General features: G+C 48.1%; 21 protein-coding genes and 1 other annotated feature. Of the genes, 11 read left to right on the top strand and 10 right to left on the bottom strand.

The genetic code is table 11. The annotated features are described in order from the left end of the window. Positions 1 to 12: 12 nt before the first annotated feature. Positions 13 to 837, bottom strand: a complete 825-nt coding sequence (locus MMW58_RS09940; RefSeq protein ID WP_133598909.1) for an SDR family oxidoreductase — start codon at positions 835 to 837, stop codon at positions 13 to 15. Positions 838 to 1,012: 175 nt separating this feature from the next. Here MMW58_RS09940 and hisL point away from each other — a divergent pair, with 175 nt between their 5' ends. From hisL to hisIE, 9 genes are all read left to right on the top strand, one after another. Continuing rightward, positions 1,013 to 1,063, top strand: coding sequence for a his operon leader peptide (gene hisL, locus MMW58_RS09935; RefSeq protein WP_115193915.1), 51 nt, complete (start codon positions 1,013 to 1,015; stop codon positions 1,061 to 1,063). Beyond that, positions 1,039 to 1,161, top strand: a sequence feature (His leader region). (Overlaps the previous gene by 25 nt.) A gap of 46 nt (positions 1,162 to 1,207) precedes the next feature. Further along, on the top strand, positions 1,208 to 2,107 hold the full coding sequence (gene hisG / locus MMW58_RS09930) for an ATP phosphoribosyltransferase (RefSeq protein ID WP_041146363.1): 900 nt from the start codon (positions 1,208 to 1,210) through the stop codon (positions 2,105 to 2,107). Positions 2,108 to 2,164: 57 nt separating this feature from the next. Beyond that, on the top strand, positions 2,165 to 3,469 hold the full coding sequence (gene hisD / locus MMW58_RS09925) for a histidinol dehydrogenase (RefSeq protein ID WP_241723223.1): 1,305 nt from the start codon (positions 2,165 to 2,167) through the stop codon (positions 3,467 to 3,469). Beyond that, a complete protein-coding gene (hisC, locus tag MMW58_RS09920) occupies positions 3,466 to 4,527 on the top strand; it encodes a histidinol-phosphate transaminase (protein ID WP_118842209.1) in 1,062 nt (353 codons plus the stop codon). Before hisD ends, hisC begins: the two co-directional genes overlap by 4 nt. Next, entirely contained in the window at positions 4,524 to 5,591 is a 1,068-nt protein-coding gene (gene hisB, locus MMW58_RS09915; protein WP_118842210.1) for a bifunctional histidinol-phosphatase/imidazoleglycerol-phosphate dehydratase HisB, read from the top strand. The genes hisC and hisB overlap by 4 nt, the downstream gene beginning before the upstream one ends. Next, entirely contained in the window at positions 5,591 to 6,181 is a 591-nt protein-coding gene (gene hisH, locus MMW58_RS09910) for an imidazole glycerol phosphate synthase subunit HisH (protein WP_076945657.1), read from the top strand. Before hisB ends, hisH begins: the two co-directional genes overlap by 1 nt. Then, positions 6,181 to 6,918: a 1-(5-phosphoribosyl)-5-[(5-phosphoribosylamino)methylideneamino]imidazole-4-carboxamide isomerase gene (gene hisA / locus MMW58_RS09905; RefSeq protein ID WP_241723222.1), complete on the top strand. Its 738-nt coding sequence runs from the start codon at positions 6,181 to 6,183 to the stop codon at positions 6,916 to 6,918. Before hisH ends, hisA begins: the two co-directional genes overlap by 1 nt. Next, entirely contained in the window at positions 6,900 to 7,676 is a 777-nt protein-coding gene (gene hisF / locus MMW58_RS09900; protein WP_159235575.1) for an imidazole glycerol phosphate synthase subunit HisF, read from the top strand. The genes hisA and hisF overlap by 19 nt, the downstream gene beginning before the upstream one ends. Beyond that, the gene (gene hisIE, locus MMW58_RS09895) at positions 7,670 to 8,269 is read left to right on the top strand and encodes a bifunctional phosphoribosyl-AMP cyclohydrolase/phosphoribosyl-ATP diphosphatase HisIE (protein ID WP_045859517.1); all 600 of its coding nucleotides are present in this window, start codon (positions 7,670 to 7,672) and stop codon (positions 8,267 to 8,269) included. Before hisF ends, hisIE begins: the two co-directional genes overlap by 7 nt. A gap of 52 nt (positions 8,270 to 8,321) precedes the next feature. On the opposite strand, the gene MMW58_RS09890 is transcribed toward hisIE, so the two are convergent. The 8 genes from MMW58_RS09890 to MMW58_RS09855 all read right to left on the bottom strand — a co-directional run bounded on the left by MMW58_RS09890 (position 8,322) and on the right by MMW58_RS09855 (position 17,692). Continuing rightward, a complete protein-coding gene (locus tag MMW58_RS09890) occupies positions 8,322 to 9,374 on the bottom strand; it encodes an acyltransferase family protein (RefSeq protein WP_241723221.1) in 1,053 nt (350 codons plus the stop codon). Positions 9,375 to 9,638: 264 nt separating this feature from the next. Next, on the bottom strand, positions 9,639 to 10,946 hold the full coding sequence (locus tag MMW58_RS09885; RefSeq protein ID WP_118842243.1) for a glycosyltransferase family 2 protein: 1,308 nt from the start codon (positions 10,944 to 10,946) through the stop codon (positions 9,639 to 9,641). Between the two features lie 123 nt (positions 10,947 to 11,069). Next, a complete protein-coding gene (locus tag MMW58_RS09880; protein WP_118842213.1) occupies positions 11,070 to 12,203 on the bottom strand; it encodes a glycosyltransferase family 4 protein in 1,134 nt (377 codons plus the stop codon). Positions 12,204 to 12,215: 12 nt separating this feature from the next. Next, positions 12,216 to 13,109 (bottom strand): glycosyltransferase, encoded by an 894-nt coding sequence (locus tag MMW58_RS09875; protein WP_241723220.1) that lies wholly within the window; start codon positions 13,107 to 13,109, stop codon positions 12,216 to 12,218. Next, positions 13,106 to 14,260: a UDP-galactopyranose mutase gene (gene glf / locus MMW58_RS09870; RefSeq protein WP_241723219.1), complete on the bottom strand. Its 1,155-nt coding sequence runs from the start codon at positions 14,258 to 14,260 to the stop codon at positions 13,106 to 13,108. Before glf ends, MMW58_RS09875 begins: the two co-directional genes overlap by 4 nt. An 18-nt stretch (positions 14,261 to 14,278) precedes the next feature. Beyond that, positions 14,279 to 16,171, bottom strand: a complete 1,893-nt coding sequence (locus MMW58_RS09865) for a DUF4422 domain-containing protein (protein WP_241723218.1) — start codon at positions 16,169 to 16,171, stop codon at positions 14,279 to 14,281. Between the two features lie 13 nt (positions 16,172 to 16,184). Beyond that, positions 16,185 to 16,925, bottom strand: coding sequence for an O-antigen export ABC transporter ATP-binding protein RfbB (rfbB, locus tag MMW58_RS09860; protein WP_045859528.1), 741 nt, complete (start codon positions 16,923 to 16,925; stop codon positions 16,185 to 16,187). Continuing rightward, positions 16,925 to 17,692, bottom strand: a complete 768-nt coding sequence (locus MMW58_RS09855; RefSeq protein WP_241723710.1) for an ABC transporter permease — start codon at positions 17,690 to 17,692, stop codon at positions 16,925 to 16,927. The genes rfbB and MMW58_RS09855 overlap by 1 nt, the downstream gene beginning before the upstream one ends. A gap of 1,358 nt (positions 17,693 to 19,050) precedes the next feature. On the opposite strand from MMW58_RS09855, the gene MMW58_RS09850 reads away from it, so the two are divergent. After that, positions 19,051 to 20,055, top strand: a complete 1,005-nt coding sequence (locus MMW58_RS09850; RefSeq protein WP_241723217.1) for an NAD-dependent epimerase — start codon at positions 19,051 to 19,053, stop codon at positions 20,053 to 20,055. A 389-nt stretch (positions 20,056 to 20,444) separates the two neighbouring features. Next, entirely contained in the window at positions 20,445 to 20,567 is a 123-nt protein-coding gene (locus MMW58_RS09845; protein ID WP_162893480.1) for a small membrane protein, read from the top strand. A gap of 940 nt (positions 20,568 to 21,507) precedes the next feature. Here MMW58_RS09845 and MMW58_RS09840 read toward each other — a convergent pair. Then, the gene (locus tag MMW58_RS09840) at positions 21,508 to 22,743 is read right to left on the bottom strand and encodes a hypothetical protein (RefSeq protein WP_241723216.1); all 1,236 of its coding nucleotides are present in this window, start codon (positions 22,741 to 22,743) and stop codon (positions 21,508 to 21,510) included. Between the last annotated feature and the right edge of the window lie 25 nt (positions 22,744 to 22,768).

The following is a 22,768-nucleotide window of genomic DNA, read 5'->3' as shown; positions in this document are numbered from 1 at the left end:
CCCGCTGACTGATTACTCCATCGGCATGACCAGCGGGTCCGGGTACTGATACTCAAACCCCAGCTCGTAGCAGATGCGGTTGCCGTCGATAATCTTGCCGCTACCGCCGTCCGGGTTATCGGCAAACACCGGTGCCGGCAGGCCAAGTTCGCGGGCCATCTGCGGATAGAAGACGCCGCGAGCGGGATGCTTTGGCGCACATATATTATAGATGTGTCCGCCCTTCGGGGCCTGCAGCAGCAGCTCAATCGCGGCGATAACGTCCTGCAGATGGACCAGATTGACCCCCTGCTGGCCGTCCGGCGCCGACTTACCGGCAAAGAAACGTCCCGGATGGCGCGATGGCCCCACCAGCCCGGCAAGGCGTAAAATATCGACCGAGGTTCCCGGTAGGTTATGCAGCCAGTCCTCCAGCTCTTTAAGCACCCTGCCGCTGGCGGTTTGCGGATTGCGGGGGGCCCCCTCTTTCAGGGTGCCGCTGGCGTTGCCATATACTGAGGTGGAGCTGGTAAAAATTATCCGCGGAACGTGGTGGGCTAACGCGGTATCCACAATTTCCTGCACCGCCTGCAGGTAGAAATCCTCCCCCGGCCCGGTACGGCGAGCCGGCAAGGTGATCACCAGCGCATCGACGTTCATTAATGCATCCAGATCTTCGGTGTCGCAAACCAGCTGCGGTTCAAGACGCAGCGGATAGCCGTCAATTCCGCACATCCGCGCCGCCTCCACGCCATCCTGCGTCGTCTTACTGCCGGTCACCTCCCACCCACGCGCCATCAACGACAGCGCAAGGGGCATACCCAACCATCCTAATCCGACAATCGCGACCTTTTTCATACTCTGGCTCCTGGCTCTTTCGCTGTGCTGACTTAAGGCTACGCCAGCCGGCGGCGGCTGACAATTTCTTCGGTGAATATGAAATGAATTAATGATAGTAAAAAGCCCTTGCTTTATGCCGCTGAACTGGTTTAGGTTAAAGGCATCAAATGCATAGTCATTCAAAGAGAATTTTATGAACTGCGTTCAATCTAAAAACCACCATCATCACCATCATCCTGACTAGTCTTTCAGGCGATGTGTGCTGGAAGACGTTTGGATCTTCCAGAGGTGCATGAACGCAAAGAGAGCCCCCGGAAGATTTACTTCCGGGGGCTTTTTTTTGAATTAAATTCGGACAGATTCAGACAGGTATAAGAGGAAAAGAAGAATGTTAGACAACAGCCGTTTACGCATAGCTATTCAAAAATCAGGCCGCCTGAGCGAAGATTCACGCGAATTATTGAGCCGCTGCGGCATCAAAGTGAATCTGCACACTCAGCGCCTGATTGCGCTGGCAGAAAATATGCCGATCGATATTTTGCGCGTGCGTGATGACGATATCCCGGGCCTGATTATGGACGGCGTGGTCGATCTGGGCATTATCGGCGAAAACGTGCTGGAAGAAGAGCTGCTGAGCCGCCGCGCTCAGGGCGAAGATCCGCGCTACTTCACCCTGCGTCGTCTGGATTTCGGCGGCTGCCGCCTGTCGCTGGCCACGCCGGCGGACGAGCGCTGGGACGGCCCGGCGGCGCTGGACGGCAAGCGTATCGCCACCTCCTATCCGCACCTGCTGAAGCGCTACCTCGATCAGAAAGGCATTTCGTTTAAGTCCTGCCTGCTGAACGGCTCCGTTGAAGTCGCCCCGCGCGCGGGCCTCGCCGACGCGATTTGCGACCTGGTCTCTACCGGCGCCACCCTCGAAGCCAACGGCCTGCGCGAAGTGGAAGTGATGTTCCGCTCCAAAGCCTGCCTGATTCAGCGCGACGGCGACATCGCCGATGCCAAACAGCAGCTGATTGACCGCCTGCTGACCCGTATTCAGGGCGTTATCCAGGCCCGGGAATCGAAATACATCATGATGCACGCGCCGACCGAGCGTCTGGAAGAAGTCGTGGCCCTGCTGCCTGGCGCCGAGCGTCCGACGATCCTGCCGCTGGCGGGCGATAAGCAGCGCGTAGCGATGCACATGGTCAGCAGCGAAACCCTGTTCTGGGAAACCATGGAAAAACTGAAAGCGCTCGGCGCCAGCTCGATCCTGGTCCTGCCGATTGAGAAGATGATGGAGTAATCCAGCCAGCACGGGCCCCACCGGGCCTGTCTCAGAGATTAAACAGGGGAAACGATCATGAGCTTCAACACAATCATCGACTGGAATAGCCGTAGCGCCGAACAACAGCAACAACTATTAATGCGCCCGGCAATTTCCGCTTCCGACAGCATCACGCGCACCGTTGCTGAGATCCTTGATAACGTTAAACAAAACGGCGACGCGGCGCTGCGCGAGTACAGCGCAAAGTTTGATAAGACCGACGTCAAGGCGCTGAAGGTCAGCGACGAAGAGATTGCCGCCGCCGGCGAGCGCCTGAGCGACGAGCTCAAGCAGGCGATGGCGGTTGCGGTACGCAATATTGAAACCTTCCACAACGCCCAGCAGCTTCCGGGCGTGGACGTTGAGACGCTGCCGGGCGTGCGCTGCCAGCAGGTCACCCGCCCCATCGCCTCCGTCGGCCTCTATATTCCCGGCGGCTCGGCGCCGCTGTTCTCTACCGTATTAATGCTGGCAACGCCGGCGCGTATCGCCGGCTGTCAGCAGGTAGTGCTGTGCTCCCCGCCGCCTATTGCCGACGAAATTCTCTATGCCGCCCAGCTGTGCGGCGTGCGTAACGTCTTTAACGTCGGCGGCGCGCAGGCGATTGCGGCGCTGGCCTTCGGCAGCGAATCAATTGCCAAAGTGGACAAAATCTTTGGCCCGGGTAACGCCTTCGTGACCGAGGCTAAGCGTCAGGTCAGCCAGCGTCTCGACGGCGCGGCGATCGACATGCCCGCCGGTCCGTCAGAAGTTCTGGTGATTGCCGACAGCGGCGCGACGCCGGACTTCGTGGCCTCAGACCTGCTGTCGCAGGCCGAGCACGGCCCGGATTCGCAGGTTATTCTGCTGACCCCGGATGCTGAAATGGGCCGCCGCGTCGCCCAGGCCGTTGAGCGCCAGCTGGCGGAGCTGCCGCGGGCGGAAACCGCGCGCGAGGCGCTCTCAGCCAGCCGTATTATCGTGGCGCGCGATCTCGCGCAGTGCGTGGAGATCTCCAACCAGTACGGCCCGGAGCACCTGATTATTCAGACCCGCAGGGCGCGCGAGCTGGTTGACAGCATCACCAGCGCCGGGTCGGTATTCCTCGGCGACTGGTCGCCCGAGTCGGCGGGCGATTACGCCTCCGGCACCAACCACGTGCTGCCGACCTACGGCTATACCTCTACCTGTTCCAGCCTCGGCCTGGCGGATTTCCAGAAGCGTATGACGGTGCAGGAGCTGTCCCGCGAAGGCTTTGCCGCCCTGGCGTCAACGATTGAAATTCTCGCCGCCGCCGAGCGCCTGACCGCCCACAAAAATGCCGTTACGCTGCGCGTTGCAGCGCTTAAGGAGCAAGCATGAGCATCGAAGATTTAGCCCGCGCTAACGTCCGTGACCTGACGCCATACCAGTCTGCTCGCCGCCTGGGCGGTAACGGCGACGTCTGGCTGAACGCCAACGAATTCCCGACCGCGGTTGAGTTTCAGCTGACCCAGCAGACCCTCAACCGCTATCCGGAATGTCAGCCAAAAGCGGTGATTGAGAACTATGCCCGCTATGCCGGGGTTAAGCCCGAGCAGGTGCTGGTCAGCCGCGGCGCCGATGAGGGTATCGAGCTGCTGATCCGCGCCTTCTGCGAGCCGGGACAGGACGCGGTGCTCTACTGCCCGCCGACCTACGGCATGTACAGCGTCAGCGCCGAGACTATCGGCGTGGCCTGCCGGACGGTGCCGAGCCTGAGCGACTGGCAGCTCGACCTGCCGGGCATTGCCGCCAGCCTCGACGGCGTGAAGGTGGTCTTCGTCTGCAGCCCCAACAACCCAACCGGACAGATAATTAACCCGGACGATTTGCGCGCCCTGCTGGAGATGACCCGCGGCAAGGCGATCGTGGTGGCCGATGAGGCCTATATCGAATTCTGCCCGCAGGCGACGCTGGCCGGCTGGCTGAGCGACTATCCGCACCTGGTGGTGCTGCGCACGCTGTCGAAAGCCTTTGCGCTCGCCGGGCTGCGCTGCGGCTTTACGCTGGCCAACGCCGAGGTGATCAACCTGCTGATGAAGGTTATCGCCCCCTACCCGCTCTCCACCCCGGTCGCCGATATCGCCGCCCAGGCGCTCAACGAGCAGGGTATTGCCGCCATGCGTGCACGCGTCGCGCAGATCGTTGACGAGCGTGAGTACCTGGTTGGCCAGTTGCGCAACATCGCCTGCGTTGAACGCGTGTTCGACTCTGAGACCAACTACGTGCTCGTGCGCTTCAAAGCCTCCAGCGCGGTATTTAAATCTTTGTGGGATCAGGGCATTATCTTACGAGACCAGAATAAACAACCCTCATTAAGCGGCTGTTTGCGTATCACTATCGGTACCCGAGCAGAGAGCCAGCGCGTGATTGACGCTTTGACTGCGGAGAATGTATGACCCAGAAGTTTCTCTTTATTGACCGTGACGGTACGCTGATTTCCGAGCCACCGGTTGATTTTCAGGTAGACCGTTTTGAAAAGCTGGCCTTTGAGCCGCAGGTGATCCCCGCGCTGCTGAAGCTGCAGCAGGAAGGCTATCGGCTGGTGATGATCACCAATCAGGATGGTCTGGGCACCGACAGCCTGCCGCAGGATGAGTTTGACGGCCCGCACAACCTGATGATGCAGGTATTTGCTTCCCAGGGCGTGAACTTTGAAGAGGTGCTGATTTGTCCGCACCTGCCGACGGAAGGCTGCGACTGCCGCAAGCCGAAAACCCAGCTGGTGCTGCCGTGGCTGGAAGAAGGCGTGCTGGACAAAGCCAACAGCTACGTCATCGGCGATCGCGCCACCGACATCGAGCTGGCGGAAAATATGGGCATTATCGGCCTGCGCTACGACCGCGAGACCCTCGACTGGCCGACCATCTGCGAGCAGCTCACCCGCCGCGACCGCTATGCCCACGTTGAGCGCATCACCAAAGAGACCCAGGTCGATGTGAAAGTCTGGCTGGATCGCGAAGGCGGCAGCAAAATCCACACCGGCGTCGGCTTCTTCGATCATATGCTCGATCAGATAGCCACCCACGGCGGCTTCCGCCTGGAGATTAACGTCGGCGGCGACCTCTATATTGACGATCACCACACGGTGGAAGATACCGGCCTGGCGCTGGGCGAAGCGCTGAAGCTGGCGCTGGGCGATAAGCGCGGCATCAATCGCTTTGGTTTTGTGCTGCCGATGGACGAGTGCCTGGCCCGCTGCGCGCTGGATATTTCCGGGCGTCCGCACCTCGAATATAAGGCCGATTTTGCCTATCAGCGCGTCGGCGATCTGAGCACCGAGATGGTGGAGCACTTCTTCCGCTCGCTCTCCTACACCATGGCGGTGACGCTGCACCTGAAAACCAAAGGGAAGAACGACCATCACCGCGTCGAGAGCCTGTTTAAGGCCTTTGGCCGCACGCTGCGTCAGGCTATCCGCGTCCAGGGCGACACGCTGCCATCTTCGAAAGGGGTGCTGTAATGAACGTGGTGATCCTCGATACCGGATGCGCCAACCTCAATTCGGTGAAGTCGGCAATTCTCCGCCACGGCTATCAGCCGGCGGTGAGCCGCGATCCGGACGTGGTGCTGCGCGCCGACAAGCTGTTTTTACCCGGCGTGGGCACCGCCCAGGCGGCGATGGACCAGCTGCGCGACCGCGAGCTGATTGAGCTGGTGAAGGCCTGCACCCAGCCGGTGCTGGGGATCTGCCTCGGCATGCAGCTGCTTGGCCGCCGCAGCGAAGAGAGCAACGGCGTCGATCTGCTGGGCATTATTGACGAAGACGTGCCGAAGATGACCGATCACGGGCTGCCGCTGCCGCATATGGGCTGGAACCGCGTGTACCCGAAAGCGGGGAATCGCCTGTTCAGCGGCATCGAGGACGGGGCCTATTTCTACTTCGTCCACAGCTACGCGATGCCGGTCAATCCGCACACCATCGCCCAGTGCAACTACGGCGAGCCGTTCACCGCCGCGGTACAGCAAGATAACTTTTTTGGCGTGCAGTTCCACCCGGAGCGCTCGGGCAGCGCCGGCGCCCAGCTGCTGAAAAATTTCCTGGAGATGTGATGATAATTCCGGCTTTAGATTTAATTGACGGTACGGTTGTCCGTCTCCACCAGGGCGATTACGGCCAGCAGCGCGACTACGGCAACGATCCGCTGCCGCGCCTGCAGTCCTACGCCGCCCAGGGCGCGGAAGTACTGCACCTGGTCGACCTGACCGGCGCGAAAGATCCCGAAAAGCGTCAGATTGCGCTGCTCAAAACGCTGGTTGCCGGCGTTGACGTACCGGTACAGGTCGGCGGCGGCGTGCGTACGGAAGAGGACGTCGCGGCCCTGCTCGATGCCGGCGTCGCGCGCGTGGTGGTAGGCTCTACGGCGGTGAAATCGCCGGAGACGGTGAAGGGCTGGTTCAAACGTTTCGGCCCGCAGCATCTGGTGCTGGCGCTCGACGTACGTATCGATGCAGAAGGTAATAAGCAGGTGGCGGTCAGCGGCTGGCAGGAAAACTCCGGGGTAACCCTTGAGGAGCTGGTGGAAAGCTATCTGCCGGTTGGCCTGCAGCACGTGCTGTGCACCGACATCTCCCGCGACGGCACCCTGGCCGGTTCTAACGTCTCTTTATATGAAGAGGTGTGCGCTCGCTATCCGCAGGTCGCGTTCCAGTCCTCCGGCGGCATCGGCGCTCTTAACGATATCGCCGCGCTGCGCGGAACCGGCGTTCGCGGCGTCATTGTCGGGCGCGCCCTGCTGGAAGATAAATTCAACGTAACGGAGGCCATTCAATGCTGGCAAAACGGATAATCCCCTGCCTCGACGTTCGCGACGGCCAGGTAGTGAAAGGCGTGCAGTTCCGTAATCATGAAATCATCGGCGATATCGTCCCGCTGGCGAAGCGCTACGCCGACGAAGGCGCGGATGAGCTGGTCTTCTACGATATCACCGCCTCCAGCGACGGTCGGGTGGTCGATAAAAGCTGGGTTTCCCGGGTGGCGGAAGTTATCGATATTCCGTTCTGCGTCGCCGGCGGGATTAAATCGCTGGAAGACGCGGCGCAGATCCTCTCTTTTGGCGCAGACAAGATTTCGATTAACTCCCCTGCCCTGGCCGATCCGACGCTGATTACCCGCCTCGCCGATCGCTTTGGCGTGCAGTGCATCGTGGTGGGTATCGATACCTGGTTCGACGTCGATAGCGGCAAGTACCACGTTAATCAGTACACCGGCGACGAAGCCCGCACCCGGGTGACCCAGTGGGAAACCCTCGACTGGGTAGAGGAAGTACAGAAGCGCGGAGCCGGAGAGATCGTGCTGAACATGATGAACCAGGACGGGGTGCGTAACGGCTACGATCTTGCGCAGCTGAGCAAAGTCCGCGCCGTGTGCCACGTGCCGCTGATCGCCTCCGGCGGCGCCGGCACGATGGAACACTTCCTTGAGGCCTTCCGCGACGCCAACGTCGACGGCGCGCTGGCCGCATCGGTGTTCCACAAGCAGATTATTAATATTGGTGAACTGAAAGCGTACCTGGCAGCACAGGGCGTGGAGATTAGGGTATGTTAACTGAACAGCTGGACTGGCAAAAAACCGACGGCATGATGCCGGTCATCGTACAGCACGCTATTTCCGGCGAAGTACTGATGCTTGGCTATATGAATCAGGAAGCGCTGGCGAAGACCGAAGAGAGCGGAAAGGTGACCTTCTGGTCGCGCACCAAACAGCGTCTGTGGACCAAGGGCGAAACCTCCGGCAACTTCCTCAACGTGGTGAGCATCACGCCGGATTGCGACAACGATACCCTGCTGGTGCTGGTTAATCCGATTGGCCCAACCTGCCACAAGGGCACGTCCAGCTGCTTCGGCGAAGCGGGACACCAGTGGCTGTTCCTGTATCAGCTCGAGCAGCTGCTGGCCGAGCGTAAACACGCCGACCCGGAGAGCTCCTATACCGCGAAGCTGTACGCCAGCGGCACCAAGCGCATTGCGCAGAAGGTTGGCGAGGAAGGCGTGGAAACGGCGCTGGCCGCCACGGTGCATGACCGGTTTGAGCTGAAGAACGAGGCCTCGGACCTGATGTATCACCTGATGGTGCTGCTGCAGGATCAGGAGCTGGATTTGACGGCGGTGATAGAGAATTTACGCAATCGGCATAAGTGATTGGTGGTAGGGAGGCGAATCTGCCTCCCTACTTTTAGGCGGGAAACTACTATTATTGATTTAAAAGATTACCACGATAATCTTTTTTAGCACTTGGCCAGGACATTTTTGATATTAGCCGTTTTAACGCTTTGTACAGCGGGTAGTCAATAAAGCGCGCATATACGTAAGAAATTAAAATTGATGTCAGCGCCGCAATCGAGATAGACGTCCAGGCATTATTCGGGTCAAAAATAAAACCAGAGACAATTACCAGCTCATGAAGTAAATAGAGAGGGAAACTGATGTACCCTAAAAAAAGGAAAAGATCTGAGGTAAATATTCTCTTTATTATTTTATCGTCCGCCAGATGATCTATAAACAGCATAGGGACAAAGGCAATAAAGAGAAAATAATCAAGTCGGCTATGATTCATCGCATAAACCCCCACCATACTGATGATTACAGCACAGGTAACAAAGAATGCCGAAAATCGCTCCTTTATAATACGGCTAAAATATTCTGTTCGCGAAATAGAGTAAAAGAAAGAACCAACCAGCATGGACAACATTGCTGTATGCATTGATGGTGGTATTCCTGATGGATGTCTATTGCACAGGAAGGCAAAAGCTGCAATGATTATAACACCGCGTAACGTCGTATTTAGCCTGACAAATATAAGAGGAATGAGCAGCGATGCCCAGAACTCGATACTAATACTCCACGAGGGTTCGTTGATTAGCTGAAATTCATGCCAATAGATACCGTGGAGAAACGCAATATTTTTTAGAATAACAGAAACAGAAAAAACATCCGGACTCGAAACATAACCGCCGTGATGGGCATTGTAATAATAAATCAAGACCATCAGTACTGTCGAGAAAAAGTGCAGTGGCCATAATCGTGCAAGCCGGGTAAGAATATATTTAATAAAACTTCCTGATGAGTGCGCGTAGGATAAAACAAACCCACTCATAATAAAAAAGTACACGACGCACAGATAGGCCCCGCTAAAGGGCCTGACCGCTGGCCATCCCATAAAGCTGCCGAACATATGGCTCAGCATAACCATACAGGCAAGGATGCCACGAGTGCCATCAATGGCATCAAATCTATTAACAGACAAATTACACCCCACGTTTCAATGAGCAAAATCTTTTTATTTATAAATGGAATGATTTTCCATTATTTAACAATATAATTATAAAAATGAACAACTACTTAGTTAAACTCGATCGTGACCATGCTGCCCCCAGCAATAATCACAAAGACGGAATGCTTAACTATTTTATTCGTTCAATATTTTAAAACACTAAACAGAAAAAAAGATAACAACAAATTGCATAGAATAATTTTAATAACAGCGACATTTTTAAGGTCAAGTAAATATTTATTTAAAAAAACGTCTAATTAGTCTCAACGGTTTGGTCAGGCGCCATGATAAAGAACCAATCATATTAACATTATGTTGCTGCAACGATTCCAGTTTTGCTCTTTGGTCGAACATTTCGCGCTCTTGTATATCATAACGATGCTGTAGAGCGCGATGCTGTACATCCTGTTTTGTTAACTGATTATAAAAATTTTGTTTTTCTTCATGTTGAGCGGCCAATTCTTGCTCTAACTGGCTGTTTTTATGCTCCAGAATGTCGATTGTCTGCTCCAGGCGGGCACTGTTTGCTTGCGAGAATTCGAGTTCTTTCAGCACACGATCTTTGAGGGAAAATAGATACTCATCTGCAGACAACGTCGCAATCCGCTGATATGCGGCAGCAATGAAATCATCGTAAAAATCTTTCCTATTGGCATCAAGATCAATAATAAAAGCTTTTACATCATCAAAAAGCGGCGAGAAAGCTGGCCCGGATATGGTATTCAAATGCCATTCAAGAAAAACCACGGCATAATTTTTATAGTCTTTAATTCGTCCATCGAGCAGGCCTTTTTGCTGCATAAACTCTTTCAACGCAATAAGTGCGTTCAGTGCGCAGCGGTGAGAGTCGGCTCTGGTAGCCGATAATGAGCCACTGCGGTTAATCGTATGCGAAATGAGGACTTCATCTAAAACAGAAATGTTGCGAGCAATCAACGTGGAAGCACAAACGAAAAACAAATCATTCGTCGTGCGAATTTCCTGGAAACGCAACCCGGAGGAGATAATGGCCTCACGACGGAATAACTTATCCCACGGCCACCACACAAAAGCACGGAAGAAGTCAGTTGTGATATCTTGCGGGTGGAAAACAGCCTCGCGCGGTAGCAAATCTGCACGTATAGATTCGACCATTGGAGCATATATGCCTGAGTGCGGGTCGAATGACTGACAGCGGCAAACGACCACATCGACCTGCGTTTCAGCGGCATGTGCGGACATTTTCTCCAGCATATCACTCTCGATATAGTCATCATCATCGAGAAATATAATATATTCGCCAACCGCGATATCTAATCCGACGTTTCTGGAACCACCGCCGCCAAGATTCACTACATTGCCAATGATCTGTACACGCGCGTCTTTCTGAGAAATATCTCTGATGATGTCTAACGTATTATCGGTAGAGCAGTCATCAATTACGATAATCTCAATCTCTTTTAATGTCTGAGATAATACCGCGGTCAGTGTATCAGAAATATATTCAGCCGCATTGTGAACGGGAATAACAACGGAAACGACAATTTTACTGGTTTCATCAGACATATCATCACCTTCACAGCACGTATACTCAGAATTATCATAGCTGATGCCAGCCATCAAAGAATTACATGTAATAATTATAATTATCAGAAATAAGATGAACTAACAGTCATGCGCGTTTAACTACTATCCTTCTACCACATCATGATATGTTTTTAATGTTTTATTAATAATCATCACGCTAGAAAATTTATCTTGAACACGTTTCCTTCCTTTAATACCCATCTCGACACGAGCCTCGGGATTATCCAACAAAAAACCGAGTTTATCCGCCAATTCATGAACTGAATTACTCTTCACGATTAAGCCATTGTCATTATCAACAATCAGGCTATCGCATCCCCCCACATCATAAGCAATACAGGCTCGCCCTACCGATGACGCCTCCAGCAAGATACGAGGGACGCCTTCAGAATATACGGAGGGCAAAGCGACAATATTCGACTCCTCGATCAAATCAAATACATTTGAGCTATGCCCCAGCCAGTTGATTGCGCCCTCTTCATGCCAACGCTGTATTACATCGAGAGGAATGGCATCCTTATCATGCTCAACCAGGATACCGGCAACGTTTAAAGTAAAGCTAATGTTCCTTTCGCTCAGTATTTTTTTTGCTTCGATAAGATCGCCTAATCCTTTGCTCCAGAGCATCCGGCTGGCAAACAGCACAACGGGGATATCTCGTTTTTGTTCCAATGAGTATTTATAGATTTCCGGATTGATACCGGCACCATCAATAACAATGGTTTTCTGGATATCAATACCGAGAAGATCAACAATTTTCTTCCTGTCTTTATCATGCTCAAACATATACATACTGCGTTTATTACTCGCGATATGCTTGTATGCTTTAATTGTAAAATGACGAAGTAGCTTAATAACCCCAGAATTTGCCGAAAACACCCGACCAAGGCCAACAAAGCTCAAAATAACTGGACGCTGTGTTTTTTTCGCAAAAAAGCCGCCAATTAAACAAGGTTTGATAGTGATGCAGTGCAGCAGATCCGGGTCTATTTCTTTAATTATTTTCCGAGAATCCAAAAACGCTCGAATGAAAGTAAATACGTTGAATGACTGGGCAGCAAGCGGAACGTTATGGCAGATAAACCCTAATGATTTGAATTTTTTGGTTATTTTACCATCGACAAAATGACTAATGATGTGAATCTCATAACCAGCATCACGAGCGGCTATTGCTCGGTCGGTCCAATGCAAATCAAAATACCAATCCGAGTTTATGAAATAACACAGTCTCTTCATTACTATATCCACTTAATGTTGCTTACCGCTAATTCCCCGTATGCCATGAACTATTCCACGATACATGAAACACAGATATGACGATTTTCTGCGCTGCCATGGCAATATGGATAAATATTTACATAGGCGTATAAGGATAGAGAAATTACTGAACACTTTAACTTTCGGGAATATTTCCTTGGCTAAAATTAAATTTCGGCACAGGTAATACACTTTCCATTCCGGAGAGATAACCTTCCCCTGGATACTGACGTCATGGTAAAAAATGAGCTCCGGTGAATAGAAAATACCTTCACCATCTAATGTTAAAGCATAGCCAAAATAAAGATCATCAAAATAGATAAACAGTTCATCATGTATGTGATCGATATGTTTTTGCAATATTTTACTGTTAATAACCATGCCAACAAACGAAACCGTCTCAACCATGACACTTTCATCAATGGCAGGAACAAAGTTTTGAGGATTGCGAATATAACGTAAAGTATCAGCAAGAGATGTAGGTACTTTCCTGAAAGGAAGGTTCATGGCACAAGGGCGGCCGTGAAGATCTTTAACTAAGCCAGTAAAAACCTGGCATTCCTTTTTTTCAAGAGCAATAAACTTGTTCAGTATATCGCTGGCAGGAAAAGCATCATCATCGTAAAAGAAGACCCAGTCCGTATCAATCGTGTCACAAATATACTGACTACCTACCTTAAAGCCCCCTGCGCCACCGCTGTTAACAAGAAGATTCAAGACAATGACGCGGCGATCGGTAATAGACTCAAGCCAGGCTTGAGTCTCATCCGTGGACCCATTATTAACAATCAGAACAGTTGTAAAATCGACTTTGAGCGTTTCCGCCACCGTCTTTTTTAGTTTATCAAGACGGTTAAACGTTACAATTAACGCGGTAGATTTCATCGTACAGGAACCGTAAATACCGGCATCTCTTCCTGCTTAGCCACTGATGATAAAAAATCATCGGCTGTTTTCAGCGCTTCCGCAATGGTTACGTCCATATCAAGATACCGATACGTACCTAACCGACCGACGAAGGTAATATTTTTTTCACTTTCGGCAAGAGAAAGGTATTTTTCCAGTAAAGCCATCTCCCCCATCTGCCGAATGGGGTAATAAGGAATATCATTCTCGCCGCAAGCACGACTGTATTCTTTATAGCAGACAGAACCTTCATGGCTTTCCCATGGAGAAAAATACTTATGCTCAGTGATGCGCGTATATGGCACATCGATAGAGCAATAATTCATCACAGCGCAGCCCTGATAGTCACCTTGATAGGTAAATTTTTCGAAATCCAGGGTACGGTAGCCTAATCGACCGTACTGATATGAATAGAAGGCGTCAAGCGGGCCGCTATAGAAGACATGAGCGTAATCTTCCCGTTCCTCAGGAAGGAACTCACGCTGCAGTTCGATACTGATGTTCTCATGATTGGCGATGGCTTCAATCATCCGTGTATAGCCAAGTTTTGGCATTCCCTGGAATTTATGATTGAAGTAGTTATCATCGTAATTAAATCGAACCGGTAGGCGCTTAAGTATCGAAGCCGGTAATTCAGAAGGCTGCATCCCCCATTGTTTTATGGTGTAGCCTTTAAAGAATGCTTCATACAATTCTTTACCGATAAAGCGCAAGGCTTGCTCTTCAAAGGTTTGTGGTTCCACAATCGAGCTATCACCTTTTTCGGAAATTAACGCTCTGGCTTCATCAGGTGAACACGTTTTAGCAAAGAACTGATTAATAGTATGTAGATTAATGGGCAGAGAAAAAACCTGTCCGTCAACTGTAGCCTTGACTCTGTTAACATAAGGCATCATTTCCGCATACTGATTCACATAGTTCCACACGGTTTCATTATCAGTATGGAAAATATGGGGGCCGTAAACATGCACCATGACGTCAGTTTGCGGATCTCGCGTATCGTAAGAGTTGCCGCCGATATGATCGCGGCGATCGATGATTTTTACAGTATAACCCTGTTCAGCAAGTTGCCTCGCAATAACTACGCCCGAAAAACCGGCGCCCACAATCATGATATTTTTGTTATTCATATTTTTTCTCCGATTAAGTTAGCCAAGAATAGAGCGTCGTACTTTATAGTAGTATTTTGTCAGTGTATTTCTTCTCGGCGAACCAACAGGAGCATATTTGTTAACATAAGGCATCAGAGCTCTTTTAATTTTAGTCTGCATAAGAACAGCCGGCTGTGTTTCAGCGCCATGGCTATGCATAACCGACGTCACGGGTAGCTGACGGTAATAGACTTCTTGTTCCCAAGGGGTATGCGCAATATTTTCGAAGAAATCATCATAGAAATCGACTTTATCGGTATTCCATGGTTTATTTTCGCCAGCATAGTGAATCATTTTAGGATTGGATCTTGCCTGCAAAAATCGCATGAATGTCGAAAATTTAAGATTAGGGAAAAAATCATCGGTATTGCCATTGCCGTGATAAACGTTCCATTCTAACGGCAAGAATTTAACTCTACCGAAAAATACTTTGTTCATAATATCTTGATCTAAAAACCAATATTTTTTAGCTTTTAGCGTCGCCATCAGTAACGAGAAAGTATCTTCTTTTACCATCTGGCCTACGTTGAAAACAATAATCCCGGCCTGGAAATACTCATCCGGATTGGTCATTCCCAGGGTTTTTTGCAGATATTCTTTAGCCGGCATGACGCCATCATCCGATTCAGACATCGCGCCAAACTTAACAAACCCTTCCATGACGATATCTTTAACAGCAGCAACCAGATTAGTTCCGATATCGACATCCATCAGCGTCGCCAGATCGGCTTTAACTACCGTATCAGAATCAATAAAGACAACTTTATCATAGCTGCGGAACAACTGTGGTATAAACAAACGGGCATATGTTGATGCACTAAAATGCGCGCGGGTATGCACAGCGCTAATTTCGGTGAATGCATTAACATCAAAAAAACGTAGCGAAATATTACTATGTCCGGCTACGAGATGACACAGACGTTTTTTATTTAAATTACTGACCTTGTTCTCGAGAACAACAATATCATAGTTTTTATTTTCATCCGCATGACGGACAATTGAATTAATCAAAGCGCCGCCACTTACCGCATAGTTATTATCAAAGCTAATAACAATTGGTGTGCCGGTTGTAAAAACGGGTTCAAGCTTACCGTTATACGTTTCATTTGTCACAAAGGTACGCTGTAGTTCTTTTATGTTTAATTCGCTAACCTGCTGACATCTGATAATATAAATGTTAAACAAACGCTCAGCGATATGGCCAATCACTCGTTTTTCTTGCGCGTTATAATTATCCATGGAGATACGTTCTTCCAGACGATCCAGAATGCTAAACAACCACTCCGAATAATCAATGAACATCTCTTTGCGCATAACAAACATGTTTGTATAATAACCATCAGTGGCATTATTAAACTGCTGTATCGCTATCTTATATTCTGGATAAAGTTCTTCAACAACCTCTAGCGCAGCGTTGTAGTCTTTAATATGTAAAAACTCACCCTTGCTGTAGTGATCGAGATTGTTTTTACTGCCTGCGGATGTTACCGACCATTTTTTAGGTAATAAAAGGTCACTCCCCTCAACGCATGTACGAATAGCGTCATCGGTTAATCCAAACTGCGCTTCGTAATCCGGGTTGATTAACGGGTAATTCACCACACCCCAGTTATCTTCCGCATGATCCTGCTGCGCGGAGAAATTTAAATGTCGACGATAATGCATAAAGCCGACATAGTCGGATAGAGATGCGTTTTTCCATACCCAGTAATGAGCCGTCAGCTCGCAGTAGAATGGATTTTTAAATGAGATATTATCTCCAGTATCATCACCTGCGCAGCCAATATCATTATAAGAGTTTGCTTTACCGACATGCAGAGGTTGGATAATAGAGGCATCAAGAAATGCACTCGGTTTATGATGACAGGTATAAATTTTAATGCTATTCATATTATTACCAGGTTTAAGCCATTGCTTGCTTATAAAGTTCAATGATTCTCTCGGCAGAACCAATTTCCCGGAGCCGATGATTTTCGATCCACACAACTCGATCACAAATTTTTTCTACGTCACTCATATTATGGCTGACAAATAATATCGTCACGCCCTTATTCTTGAACTCTCTTATCGTTTTAATGCATTTGGCCTGAAATGATATATCACCAACGGCCAGTACTTCATCAATGATAAGAATATCAGGTTCAACCTGACTAATGACGGAGAATCCTAGCTTAGCAAGCATCCCGCTTGAATATACACGGATTGGTTCATCAATAAACTCTCCCAGTTCGGAGAACTCGATAATACTCTCCATCCGCTGCTGAACTTCCTTCCGCCGCAGCCCAAGAAGGGTGGCGTTAAGGTAAATATTCTCACGGCCCGTCAGCTCGGGATGAAAACCACCGCCGAGTTCCAGCATCGAAGCAACCCGACCATGCGTAGTCACCGATCCCTTCGTTGGCTTTATTACGCCTGCGACTAGTCCTAACGAGGTGCTTTTACCGGCGCCGTTTCTCCCAATCAGCGCAACTGCCTCACCTTTGCCGACGGTAAAAGAGATATCCTCGATCGCGAGATACTTCCTCCCTTTCAGCAGCTGAAAAGCTCGCTTAGGATGAAATACTAAGTCTTTAATTCCTGAACCAATATGATGGTAAAGAGGATATTCTTTCGTAACGTTACTGAAATTGATCACTGGTTCCATTACAAAATCTCTGCAAATCGATATTTTAATTTATTAAAGATGGCCAAGCCGATGATGGTCAGGATAAAGCCTGTAATATAGAGTATAGAGATATATTCATAATTTAGCACCCCATTCATGAACAGCTCACGCCAGCTAAGTATCATACTCGCCAGAGGGTTATAAGTAATGATCCAGCTAAACTTCTCAGGGATCATGTCTGATGCATATAGAATCGGCGTGCAGTAAAACATCAACATGATACCGAGACTAACAAACCGCTCTAAATCACGAAAAAACAGATTGAGTGTTGAAAAAATTATCGAGATACCAAACGTGAAAATAACCTGACCAATGGCTATAACGGGGATACCCCATAGCCACGACAGCGATGGACGCATACCGTAAACAAATAGAAATGCAATAATAACAGGGATGGTACATAAAAAATGTAATCCCTCCATCATCACATTACTTAGAGGAATAACCGAGCGAGGAAACACCGTCTTTTTTATAATCTGAGCATTAGCTATAAAAGAGAAAAGTGAGTTAGTTGCCGAACTAGCAAACCACTGCCACGGGAAAAGCCCGGTAATTAGAAAAAGTGTATAATTGGGTATCTGAACTCGCATCACAAGTTTAAAGATGAAATAATAAATCATAGCAAAAAGAAGCGGGTTGGCAATGGACCATAAATAACCAAATACGCTGCTTTTATATCTTACCTTCAGATCTTTGTTTGTTATTACAACAAGCAGATCAAACAAATACCCTAAATTATACTTCATTTTTAGACTCATAAATTATTCTGCTAAATTATATGTACTCATATGTACATCAAAAAACGTTATCGTGTATATTTTGACCGATTTGCAATGCAAGCGCTCAACAACCTATCGTACTCGCAACCATCATCCGTAGTTTGTCATTCCCACATTTTTTGCCTGGAACCAGATCTTCAGTCAACCCTATAAGATCGCACGGTATAAAATTTATCGCGCCCTACGCCCTTCTTCTATGAGCACAATCTTCCAATCACATGACTACATAGGAAGAGCGTATGATCCCGACACATGCAGCTTCATTGGGCTCAAGCACGCTACCGCCATTGGCTATCGCAACCAAAATGCGCACTGCTCTACCGCCATGTTCACTACTCAAGCTTTACGCGCCATCTCAGCGATGTTCGCCACTATCTGACTTAAGGTGCGTAAAACTCCTACATCCTCATCAAAACCCAGGCAACGCCGGCCGGCGGCCCATCTGAAGACCACGAGGCAAAATACCTGCTGCTCTAATCCCTTTGTTCAACCACTGGGACTTGCTTATGCATCTACGGAATGGCAATACTGTGATCAGTTTGGCACATTCTCACCATCGGGACTTTCTCAATTGCATGACAAAGTGCTGCGCTATTGGGTAGGGATTGTCCTCCCCGGACAGCATTTCTCTAACAAGAGCCCATATGCTCAAAGCACCGAACGTAATACTCAGCAACAAACTGGCACAAATTCCCTGCTCTCAATTACCTGCCTCAACAGCTTAGTCGCCATTAACCCGCCATAGTAGCCGCTTATACAAGCTGACGTTAGCTCAAAACTCGATAGCACGCCCTTAGACCGCAGAAATGCCGGCGCATTATAGCGCTGCGAGGCAAGAATAAAAAATCAAAAAGCGTGGTGAATCAATTCAAGTAAAGATAAAACAATATGGATACATTATTAGTACAACTACCAACCACAAACAAAAGCCATTGATATCTATAGGAAAATACATAACGGCACACCAACACCATGAAAATCCCGAGCATTCGAGCGAGGAATGTTCGGCAAACTCATAGTCAGTAACAATATAGACGACAGGATACATCTATCCCAAACTGGGTAATTTTCCGCCTAACCATAAATAATTGATATAAGAAACTATGGGTATTATTATTACGCTAATTTTTTATTCATTGATAATGATTTTCATTTGCACTTATTACTGTACGAGAATACTCAAAGATAATAAACAACGGTTAGTACTAGCCGCTAACAGGAGGTCGTTAGATAGCTCGAAACGGGAAAGCAGATGACCCCTAAGGCAACCCGGTGTAAAATCGACGATTATATATAGCGGGAAACAACGAACCCGGAGGATGTACATGAAGTTTTTAGTCACTGGAGCCGCAGGATTTATCGGTTTCCACACCTGCAAGCGCCTTCTTGAGGCGGGTCATCAGGTTGTTGGTATCGACAACATGAATGATTACTACGACGTCAATCTTAAGCAGGCGCGTCTGGATTTACTGCAATCCTCCCTTTTCAGTTTCCATAAAGTCGATCTTGCCGATCGCCAGGGCATCGCAGAGCTGTTCGCAGAAGAGAAGTTTAACCGCGTGATCCATCTGGCCGCTCAGGCTGGCGTTCGCTACTCGCTGGAAAATCCTCATGCCTATGCCGACTCCAACCTGATCGGCTATCTGAACATTCTGGAAGGTTGCCGACACCATAAGGTCGAACACCTGCTGTACGCATCGTCCAGCTCCGTCTACGGTTTGAATCGTAAAATGCCGTTCTCAACCGACGACTCGGTCGACCATCCGGTTTCACTCTATGCCGCCACCAAGAAAGCCAATGAGCTGATGGCGCATACCTACTCCCATCTTTACGGCATACCGACTACCGGTCTGCGGTTCTTCACCGTGTACGGCCCTTGGGGCCGCCCTGACATGGCATTGTTCAAATTCACCAAAGCCATGCTGGAAGGTAAGAGTATTGACGTGTACAACTACGGCAAGATGAAGCGTGATTTCACCTACGTTGACGATATTGTGGAAGCCATTGTACGCGTTCAGGATGTTATCCCGCAGCCGAACGCGGAGTGGACCGTCGAGAATGGCTCTCCGGCAGACAGCTCGGCTCCATATCGGGTTTATAATATCGGCAACAGCTCTCCGGTTGAACTGATGGATTACATCACCGCCCTGGAAGAAGCGCTGGGAATGGTCGCTGAGAAAAACATGATGCCTATCCAACCGGGTGACGTGCTAGAAACCAGCGCGGATACCAAACCGCTGTACGATCTTGTTGGCTTCAAGCCACAGACCACCGTCAAAGAAGGCGTGCAGAATTTTGTCGACTGGTATAAGGCCTACTACAAGGCATAATCGCGCAATCAGTTTCTCAACCGCAGCGGCATAGCTGCGGTTCTCTCTTCTGGTATAGCTCCGTCCCTTTTGTGCGTTACCTCGTTCACTGGTGCGGAAAGCCTCATATCTTCAACCACAGTATCCTTGCCCTTCTTTCAATAGAAGCTTTCAATAGAAGCGTGCTTACCTCGTTATGGCAGACTAAAATTGTCACTTTCGCCAAAGAGCCGGAGCACGAGCCAGTTTTCTTTTGAAAGTATAGTTTTTCATTCTCCATAAAAAAAACACAATTAGCGTATAGGAATCTTCTTATAAAGAAGCTATGTTAGTGCGATAAAGATAATTTTTATCGATCTTTTAATTGCAATCTAATCATTTACTCCCATAACTTCGCTCTGGTAGATCATATGGAAAACTTATTTTTCTTGGTTGTTGCTGCCATACTACTTGCCGTTTCCGTTTACTTTTTAATTTCTTATTTAAAGGATAGAAAAAGAACAAAGTTAACGTTTAATAAACGTAAATGGTAACTGGAGTATCAGTAAACTTGAAGGGAAGATTAATTTTAATAAAGTCAGGGGTATCGTCTTATTCCGGTACAGACTCTTTTGAGAGAAGGATTGAGAGTTTTAAGAAGCTTGTAGTTCATAATATAATAGAAATAAAAAAAGCCTGCACTGCAGGCTTCGTTTGACCTTCCGGCGCTTATCTCCAGCATCTACATCACAGTGACGGTAGCTCTTTACAAGGTAGATTTAACATACCCGACCACTTCACGCGGTGCAACTGATGAAGTGCAAGATCATGGGTTACATCACAATTTTAGTGATAAATATTTCTTTTAAATTTTCTGATTTTTGTTACAGTCATATTTATCCCCGACGTTAGTCATTAGGCTCTGCACTTACAAGGATAGGTATTCAAGCGGAACTGGGTATGATATTCCATATACTCACGAAGATAACCCGGCATTTTTTTCTTGACCTTCGATTACAATATCTCCTAAAGCGTTCAAAATTATTTCCAGGATTTAACAAGATCCAGCATTATTCTTTCAGGACAGTTATCTAACCAAGTCTTCAAACAAAACGTTCGGCCCTTCACATTACTATCCAGCACTCGAATTAATGTCTTTTTTGCGAGAGATTCAGTAAATTGCTATAGATAGTTCTTAATCAGAACAAGCCTTGTGAATAGAGAAGCATATAATATATATTTTATATCTCAAAGGATTCAACAAAATGGTTCAAATCAGTTTACGCGCCTTGTTCGTTGCACATAAAGAAGTTAAGAATTATTTACGACGCTGGGAAAGAGCAGCTCTACTTAATCCCTCCAGTATCATTTTTTTGGGGTCAATTTATATATAGTATAATCGGCAAACTGATAATATCTGTGTCATAAGGTTACTTGCATATGTATGATATCTGTCGTTCAAAATATGGTGTTGTTATATTAACTAGCCAGTTATCACATCACATACCATTCGCCGCTGGCGAATGTTACAACCATTCTTTTTTGACTATCAATGTTTTTGTTAATTTTGGCATTGCCATTCAAATTAATTTCATGATTGCTAAAATTATCTATTTCCATTGTAAAACCATCAGATACGTTAATTGTATCAGGAAGCGTAATAGAAACATCTTTTTTCGCATTTACTATGTATCTATAGTAATCATCAGAAAGTTTTTTTGAATCGTTGATAACTAGAGTTCGATAAGAAATCTTCATTATTTGGCCATCAGGTGATACTCTAGATATAATTTTACCCTTAGATCTCCACTCTATAGAGCTATCTTTATTTTTTCCGGAAAATGTAAGTCCTGAAGATGCAGATGAATTCTCCAAGAAACCTGAATTAGTTGATTTATCGGGGGAGGCATCAGCACTATAAAAATTAGCATTTTTGGCGCCTTGAGACATAAAACCAATTTGCCACTGCTGCTTATTTCCAGTTATTGCTGAACGGGCAAGATATGCGGCTGTACCTCCATACGTAGATCCCGGTAGCACCACTGTATCAAGGCCATTGATAGCATTTGGATTTTTATTCGAATTGTTAATGAGTCCATTTTCTTGGATTACACCGGCATTAGCTCTCCCACCATTTTTTAAAAATACATTAAAATTTGTTGCCCATATTTTAGTTACAGGATTTATAATTAACTCCTGTCCATCAGGAGGTATACCCAAGCTTTTTGTTTTATTATTTACCCACCCATTTGTTATTATTTTATGCTCTTGAACAGAGATGACGTAAGCAGACCATTTAGGTTCTCCACCAGTATCGAGAAGCATTCCTGGCTTTATATCCTTGGCATTCAGAACAGGGGATGAAACGGAGGTTGGGCTATATTTGGTTGCTCCAACTCGTTCCCAAGCCTTAAAAGGGTTAGATGTATTATCTGCATAAAGACCTACTGAGTCCCTTCCACCATAATTGGATAGTGCTTTAGTATAGTTGAACCCATTAACCGGATAACTATCCTCATCTTCTGCATTAGCCCTAGCAGCCAGAACAACGGCATTCGCCCTCATGCCATAAGTATCTTTTGCAGCATAGACACCTGACGTGATAGTGTTATTTCCTACTGATTGCACTATTCTCCCCATTGTTCCTATCCCGACATCTGCTAAAGATATATCACAGAACCCGACAGAAAAAGCGCCAACAACTATAATAATATGAGTCATCTTCATCATGGAACCTCTATCTTCTATGCTATTA

Source organism: Klebsiella sp. HC6 (assembly GCF_022605325.1).
Taxonomy (GTDB): Bacteria; Pseudomonadota; Gammaproteobacteria; order Enterobacterales; family Enterobacteriaceae; genus Klebsiella; species Klebsiella terrigena.
The sequence above is the reverse complement of the archived record's forward strand: the minus strand, read 5'-3'. Positions and strand labels throughout refer to the sequence as shown.